A 6,869-nucleotide genomic window follows, 5' to 3' on the forward strand; every position below is an offset into this window, starting at 1 on the left:
TTAAGATAGATTTGGGCCCTGATTAAGCGATCTAATACCAAATATTGCATAAGTAACTCAAGTTGCTAGCGCTCAAACCGATCCCCGCAAACCCCCCTTGCTCAGGGGGGCTTCAGAGAGTTTAAGATAGATTTGGGCCCTGATTAAGCGATCTAATACCAAATATTGCATAAGTAACTCAAGTTGCTAGCGCTCAAACCGATCCCCGCAAACCCCCCTTGCTCAGGGGGGCTTCAGAGAGTTTAAGACAGTTTCCCGCCCTGATTAAGCGATCTAATACCAAATATTGCATAACTAGCAACTTGCGTTATCTATAGTCGCCCAGCCTTACCACGATCGCCAGCTGAGGTGAAAGAGATTAGAATAACCGCGCTTTAAGCGCAGTTATTCTAATCTAAAGTCACTAGGAACAAAGGATTTGGGTTATGCGATCGCCACATCACCAAGCGTATCAATCGCACCCATGCGCGAAGCTTCCGCAAGTTTAGGAATCCCAAATACCCGCGGCAATCGTTTTGTATCAACTAGGACTTTTCTCACATCTAAATTCGATACATCTGCCAAATTTTTATTACCCAAAATTGCAATAATTGCAGCAATTCCCAAACCTTGAGCCACCCCAGCATTAAATTCCACAATTCTACCAGCAGACGCTGCCAAACCTACAAACCCAGAAGCCGGACTAACGACGGCAAGATTAGGAATAGTTCTCATAATTGCGTGCTGGATACCTATATTAAAAATAGGCGGAGTAAAACTAAGATTTGTAATCCCTTTCTCATAAGCAATTTTGTCAAAATCTTTGATTCCTCCCCGCACGTCAAATTGATAAGCAAACGTTCCCAACGCCTCTCTAGCAGGGACGCCACCCATCAGCATATCGGCACCAGTTAAAGGTTGTACAACATCCTTAATGTTCCCAGCATGTCTGATATAAAGTTCAGAGGGAACCGTAACGGTAGCACCAATACTGTTAAACCACTTTTCGATGTAACCCATTTCTACTAGCATGTTAGGAGTTGGTTTAGCACCTTTTCTGGCTAATTCTTCCGCTTCCGAACCTGTAACGGTAAATAAAAGTGCATTCCAAGAAAGTCTACCCCCAGGAAGAATCGCGATATTCGCTTTGTCTAGCATTACACCCGTTTCCAATAAAGATAATTTAATTCCTCTAAACGAGTGGTAAGCTACAGATAAAGCCGGAGAACGGACATCGATATAGTCACTTCCTGCATACATTGTTTTGATATTACCAGCAGTATCGACCATATCGCGCCGCAGTTTTTCGGCTAACTCTTCGTCGTTTCCTGTAGCAGCAAGCAGGAAATTTTGCGCTTCTGTATCCTTCAGGTTAGTAAAGCGTTTGAGATAGGTAGATTCGATTTCCTTGAGGTTTTGAACGCTCAATCCTTGGGTTTCAAATACTACACTTACAGCCAGCTCTGATTCCGGAAGACCAAAGGTTTCAAATCCTTTTAACTTTCGCGATCCAGCCACTTGCGCTAACTCTGCATTCACCGTTGCATCGATAAATTGCTTGCCAGAATATCTTCCCTTTGATGTCATTAAACTGACGATATTTTGCTGGCCTTTCACAACCGATTCAATCTCAACATAGCTGAGGATATCGACTCCAGCTTCTTGCAGCATTTGTCGCAAAACTGCACTCGCTTTGCTTTGGTCAAGACCAACAACAAGCACGCCGACTCTTTGCAAAAATTCTTTATAGATTGCTGCCGGATCGCCAAAGGTAGGTAAACCCAGATCCTCTCGAATCGATTTCTCAATTTGGCTGCGGTCTAAATACGCCAGTCCTCCCCTGACTAAATGACCGCCAATTCCTGCCTGTAAATTACCTTTAGATAGGAGCAGAACTCGCGGATACTGTTTTGTTCTGCGACGGTATTCCCTCGCAGCAGAAACAGCTGCGAAGACGCCGGGAACTTCATCCCCGTATACGATTACATCGTAATATCTTGGATCTCTAGCCATATTTAATCGCCTCTCCTCTGGTTGTAATTAATATCTACAGCTTCTCTTTATTTTATTCGGGAAAGCTTGTAATTCATAACTTAATCCAATCGGAGTATGTTCCAGAAACCCGGTTTTTCTGAACAACCGGGTTGCTTTCCCACTTAATCAATTATTTGCCACCCAATATCGCGTCAAAATGCTCATTACTTCACCAGGATGATTGGGTGCGGGTAATAAACGACTCCACTGGCTCACATCCGCAAAACCGAGGTGGTGCAAGGTATAAATTGTGTTATTAACGGCTGCGGGAATACTGATGACAAGTATTCTCAGCGGTACTCGTCCTGGGGGAACCAATCCCGGTATGTTGACGAGGTTGGGAACCGTGGATGGTGGCGCGTTTAGGGCTAGAAAGCTTTTATTCATTGGGTTTTACCTGTTTTGTCCCCAGAAATTGATGCTTCCTATTGGAACTATTACCATCATACATCCTGCGTCGCCAATAGGAAGCATTTACTTTGTTATGAGCCTTTGACAAAATCTCAGGCATGGGAAGAGCAGGAAAAGCCCTCAGACAGGTACTGGAGCGCTATGGTATTACCCAAAATCGGTTGGCGGTGGCGATGGGAACTCGACGCTCGAATGTTAACCGCTGGGTGAATGAGAATAGAGATCCAGTTGCTGAGGCGTTGCTGGAAATTCGCGATGGACTAAGAGCAATTAACCCTGATGCGGCGGAGGAGTTTATTCAGTTGTATTTGAATGCGCCATCTTCAGATGGGGAACAGTCGTGAGACAATCTCTGCATGGCAAGAGCAGGAAAAGCCCTCAAACAGGTGCTGGAGAAATATAGAATTACCCAAAATCGCCTCGCAGTGACGATGGGAGTGGGACGCTCAAATGTTCACCGTTGGGTTTATCAGATTAGAGATCCGGTAGCTGAGGCGGTGTTGCAAATTAGGGATGGACTTAAGGCAATTAACCCGGATGCGGCGGAGGAATTTACTCAGTTGTATTGGAATGCGCCATCTGAGGATGTGCGAGAGTGAGGTGGAAATTGGGGGCGCGATCGCGCATCAAGTAGATCGGACGGGCAGGATGCCCATCCCACAAGCAAAATTCTGCTCTTGTGGGGTGGGCAACATGAGCCGCCCATCATTTCCGATTTGCATCCCAGTCGCGTTGTAGCAATTTACTATGATTGAAACTATAGCCGATTGCTTGCCCTTGTGAGGTACACCTTCGTTTGTGTAGCGGGTGCGTTAACGCACCCGCTACACAAACGAAGCGATAACGCTGTACCTCACAAGGGCTGCAAGCCGCTGTAATCAGATCGGAAGCACTGCAATATCATGGACTTGTTAATTGTTTGGGGAGTCGCGCAGGCGGCTGGTTTTGTTTTCAAACCGATTTTGGAAGATTTGGCAAAAGACGCAACTAAAGATTGGGCGAAAGATATCTTTAAAGACAGCCTCAAAAATGTTCTTCGCCTCCCCAGCAAAGAACCTCTGGATATTGCGGCTGGAAAAGCGATCAAAGAATTTTTGCAACTCGTGCAGCAAGAATTAGAAGATGCAGATTTAGATGAAAAAGAATTGCAGCCGTATATCAAACCGTTCAAGCAATTCATTAAAGATAAAACCGTTGCCGAAATTTTGGGCAGTGCTTTTACAGAAGATTGCCAAATTTTAGATACGAGGACGCTAGCCCTGACGTGGAACAAGCTGAACTCAGATATTGCACCTAAAATCCAGAGGACGGGCAAGATGCCCATCCCACAATAACAACCAATCTCTTTACCCGATGAATTTGACTGGGAACGAGTTGCCAAGCGGTATCTCAAAAAGGTGAAAGCCATCTACCGCGAGTCGGATGAATTGCGATCGCTTCTAGATTCCCAAAGTCAAGAACAAACTGCCCGCAACACCAAAGAATTAGCTGGTATTGTCGCCGATTTTAACTTGGGGAAATATCAGGAAAGCATTCAAGAAAAATACGGCAAACTGAAATTAGATAGCTTAGATACGACGGGTTGCGCTTATAACGAATTGAAATTATGGCGAATATTTATACCGCAAAACCTGCGCGAATGTCAAGAGTATTTACCACAAGTTTACGAAATTCCTAAAGAGCATCAAAAACGGCTGCAAGATAGGGGTGAAATCGAGCAGGTATTGGCTCTTGAAGAATTGGATCGCCGCAGACAAGCTTATGCTCAACAAACAATCCGCTCGGTTAAAGAAGTTATTGCAGACAAGACTTATAAATATCTGGTAATTTTGGGCGATCCGGGTGCGGGTAAATCGACTTTGTTGCAATATATCGCGCTGGATTGGGCGGAATTGTTGCCGAAGGAATTACCGTTGCAGCCGCTGCCTTTATTGATTGAATTGCGGACTTATATTCGGAATCGAGATTTAGGACAGTGCAAGAGTTTTCTAGAGTTTGTCCATCAAAGTAGCGGGGTAGTCTGTCATCTGAACCAGCATCAATTGGACGAAAAACTCAAAGCTGGGGATGTTGTTGTGATGTTTGATGGGTTAGATGAAGTCTTCGATTCGGGGAAGCGAGAGGATGTGATTACCGATATTCATCGGTTTACGAATGACTATCCCAACCTGCGGGTAATTGTGACATCGAGAGTCATTGGTTACAAGCCGCAAAAACTGCGCGATGCTGAGTTTCGGCATTTCATGCTGCAAGATTTGGAGGCAGAACAAATTGATGAATTTATCCAACGCTGGCACGATTTTACCTGCACCGATGAGGCAGATAAGATTCGGAAACGGGAGCGACTGAAAAAGGCAATTTCTGACTCGGCTGCGATTCGCGAGTTGGCAGGAAATCCTTTGTTGCTGACGATGATGGCAATTCTGAATCGGAATCAAGAATTGCCGAGAGATCGGGCAGAATTATACAACCAAGCTTCGCGGGTATTGCTGTATCAATGGGATGTGGAACGCCTTTTATTTGATGCCAAAATAGACCAGGTTACGATTGACTATAAAGAAAAGCAAGCAATGCTGCGTCGGGTGGCTTATGCGATGCAAGCGAATGAAAAAGGTTTGGCTGGTAATTTTATTATTCGGGGAGATTTAGAGAAGATTCTGATTGAGTATTTGAAAAGTATTGAGGTGAATGATGCGAGAACAGTTGCGAGGTTGTTGATCGAGCAATTGCGGAGTCGCAATTTTATTTTGTGTTATGTGGGGGCAGATTATTATGCGTTTGTGCATCGGACGTTTTTGGAATATTTCTGTGCTTGGGAGTTTGTCTGGCAGTTTAAGGAGACGCAAACGCTTTCTATTGAACAACTGAAAACAGAGGTTTTTGGCAAGCACTGGCAGGATGAATCTTGGCATGAAGTGCTGCGGCTGATTTCTGGGATGATTGATGCTAAGTTTGTAGGGGAAATTATTGAGTATTTGATGGGGATAAATGGGGAAGCGGAAAAGTTCGTGAATTTGTTTTTAGCGGCTATGTGCCTGAGTGAAGTGAGGAATCGCCAGATGATTGAGAAATCGGCGAATCAATTGCTGAAGCAGTTACAAGACTTGATCGAGTACGACGTGAATTATTATTACGAACCCTATGGAGATGAGGCACAGCTAGTCTGGGAAATTGGCGTTAAAGCTGTTGCAGCAGTAGCTTATGCTTGGCAAAACGAGTCAAATACTTATGTTTGGCTCAAAATCGCCACAAACGATGATGATTGGAATGTGCGACGTGCAGCATTTCAAGAATTAGCTAGAGGCTGGAAAGATGACCCCAATACCTTACCTATCCTCAAACAACGCGCCACCAACGATGATGATTGGCTTGTGCGATATGTGGCATTTCAAGAATTAGCTAGAGGCTGGAAAGATGACCCCGATACCTTACCTATCCTCAAACAACGCGCCACCAACGATGATGATTTGAATGTGCGACGTGCGGCAGTTCAAGAATTAGCTATAGGCTGGAAAGATGAGCCTTGGATGTTTGAATTTTTACGCAATATCGCCCTAAATGACCCCTTTGTTCGTCAGCAAGAATGGCAAGACAACCCTCGACAAATAGCACTTGAAGCGATTATCAAACGATATCCCGACGATTTGGAAACTTTACTGCTGTTGCGCGACAGATCAAAGCATGACGCCGATGAATATGTGCGCGAGTTGGCTCAAAAAGCACTCCAGAAAAGGGGGCAAAGTTAGCTGGATATTCCGTCAATTCGCCAGTCAACCCGCCAGGGAATAAATTCCAAGGGCTTTTAGCGGAAGTCCTCTAAAGAGGACTGGTAAAAAATATTAGTCCACTTGAGTGGACTTTAGCTGTTAGACAGCGATTTTAATCGCTGGCGGGTGATGAGGTGGGTGCGAGATCTGCGTAATCAATATGGCTTAGGATAAAATGTAGAGGCGCGATCGCATGTTTGAATTGGGGTGCGATCGCCAACCTTGGGAAGGGCTTTCGCATTTGGATAAAAAATTTTGGTTTTCTATCATCAATTCTCGCCCAAATGCTAATGCCTCCGGCACGCTAGCGCGAACACCCCTACATACGGCGATCGCATGTTTGAATTGGGGTGCGATCGCGCGATATCTTTCCCTCTTTATCATCGCCTGTAGGGACAAGGCAATCAACAGATCAAGGCTGTGACAAATAGATTTTGGCTGCCGTGTCCCTACCGGATTTGGCGATATATGGCTGAGGATTTTTTTTGATGCGATCGCACGTACATCAAACATCTTGTCGGGGCGGGTTTATATAAATTGTTTGTTGGATATCAAATCCCTTGGTGAAACCCGCCCCTACATTTTTACCAATTACCAATTACCCAATTTGGCTTGGCGACTAATGACTGATGATTTTTTCATATGCGCGCGCGATATCTTGCCCTCTTTATCATCGCC

General features: G+C 44.9%; 6 protein-coding genes and 1 pseudogene. 4 read left to right on the forward strand and 3 right to left on the reverse strand.

Annotation, left to right across the window (positions count from 1 at the left end):
- Positions 1 to 423 precede the first annotated feature (423 nt).
- Both MiSe_RS46610 and MiSe_RS46615 read right to left on the reverse strand, forming a co-directional pair.
- Positions 424 to 1,992, reverse strand: a complete 1,569-nt coding sequence (locus tag MiSe_RS46610; RefSeq protein ID WP_226593785.1) for an FAD-dependent oxidoreductase — start codon at positions 1,990 to 1,992, stop codon at positions 424 to 426.
- 147 nt (positions 1,993 to 2,139) lie between these two features.
- Positions 2,140 to 2,400, reverse strand: coding sequence for a hypothetical protein (locus MiSe_RS46615; RefSeq protein ID WP_226593787.1), 261 nt, complete (start codon positions 2,398 to 2,400; stop codon positions 2,140 to 2,142).
- Positions 2,401 to 2,522: 122 nt separating this feature from the next.
- Here MiSe_RS46615 and MiSe_RS46620 point away from each other — a divergent pair, with 122 nt between their 5' ends.
- The 4 genes and pseudogenes from MiSe_RS46620 (at position 2,523) to MiSe_RS54335 (ending at position 6,170) form a co-directional block, all read left to right on the forward strand.
- Complete coding sequence (locus tag MiSe_RS46620) at positions 2,523 to 2,768, forward strand: helix-turn-helix domain-containing protein (RefSeq protein ID WP_226593789.1); 246 nt, start codon at positions 2,523 to 2,525, stop codon at positions 2,766 to 2,768.
- A 12-nt stretch (positions 2,769 to 2,780) separates the two neighbouring features.
- Positions 2,781 to 3,023, forward strand: a complete 243-nt coding sequence (locus MiSe_RS46625; protein ID WP_226593791.1) for a helix-turn-helix domain-containing protein — start codon at positions 2,781 to 2,783, stop codon at positions 3,021 to 3,023.
- A gap of 1 nt (position 3,024) precedes the next feature.
- The gene (locus MiSe_RS46630) at positions 3,025 to 3,162 is read left to right on the forward strand and encodes a hypothetical protein (RefSeq protein ID WP_226593793.1); all 138 of its coding nucleotides are present in this window, start codon (positions 3,025 to 3,027) and stop codon (positions 3,160 to 3,162) included.
- 164 nt (positions 3,163 to 3,326) lie between these two features.
- A pseudogene (locus MiSe_RS54335) lies at positions 3,327 to 6,170 on the forward strand (NACHT domain-containing protein).
- A gap of 186 nt (positions 6,171 to 6,356) precedes the next feature.
- On the opposite strand, the gene MiSe_RS46645 reads toward MiSe_RS54335, so the two are convergent.
- Complete coding sequence (locus tag MiSe_RS46645; protein WP_226593799.1) at positions 6,357 to 6,704, reverse strand: hypothetical protein; 348 nt, start codon at positions 6,702 to 6,704, stop codon at positions 6,357 to 6,359.
- Between the last annotated feature and the right edge of the window lie 165 nt (positions 6,705 to 6,869).

Source organism: Microseira wollei NIES-4236 (assembly GCF_020521235.1).
In the GTDB taxonomy this organism is placed as follows: domain Bacteria; phylum Cyanobacteriota; class Cyanobacteriia; order Cyanobacteriales; family Aerosakkonemataceae; genus Microseira; species Microseira wollei.

What these genes read in the sequence shown, in the direction of transcription:
- MiSe_RS46620 (WP_226593789.1), top strand. Translation starts at nt 2,523, where the DNA reads ATGGGAAGAGCAGGAAAAGCCCTCAGACAGGTACTGGAGCGCTATGGT.
- MiSe_RS46615 (WP_226593787.1), bottom strand. Translation starts at nt 2,400, where the DNA reads ATGAATAAAAGCTTTCTAGCCCTAAACGCGCCACCATCCACGGTTCCC.
- MiSe_RS46610 (WP_226593785.1), bottom strand. Translation starts at nt 1,992, where the DNA reads ATGGCTAGAGATCCAAGATATTACGATGTAATCGTATACGGGGATGAA.
- MiSe_RS46645 (WP_226593799.1), bottom strand. Translation starts at nt 6,704, where the DNA reads ATGTTTGATGTACGTGCGATCGCATCAAAAAAAATCCTCAGCCATATA.
- MiSe_RS46625 (WP_226593791.1), top strand. Translation starts at nt 2,781, where the DNA reads ATGGCAAGAGCAGGAAAAGCCCTCAAACAGGTGCTGGAGAAATATAGA.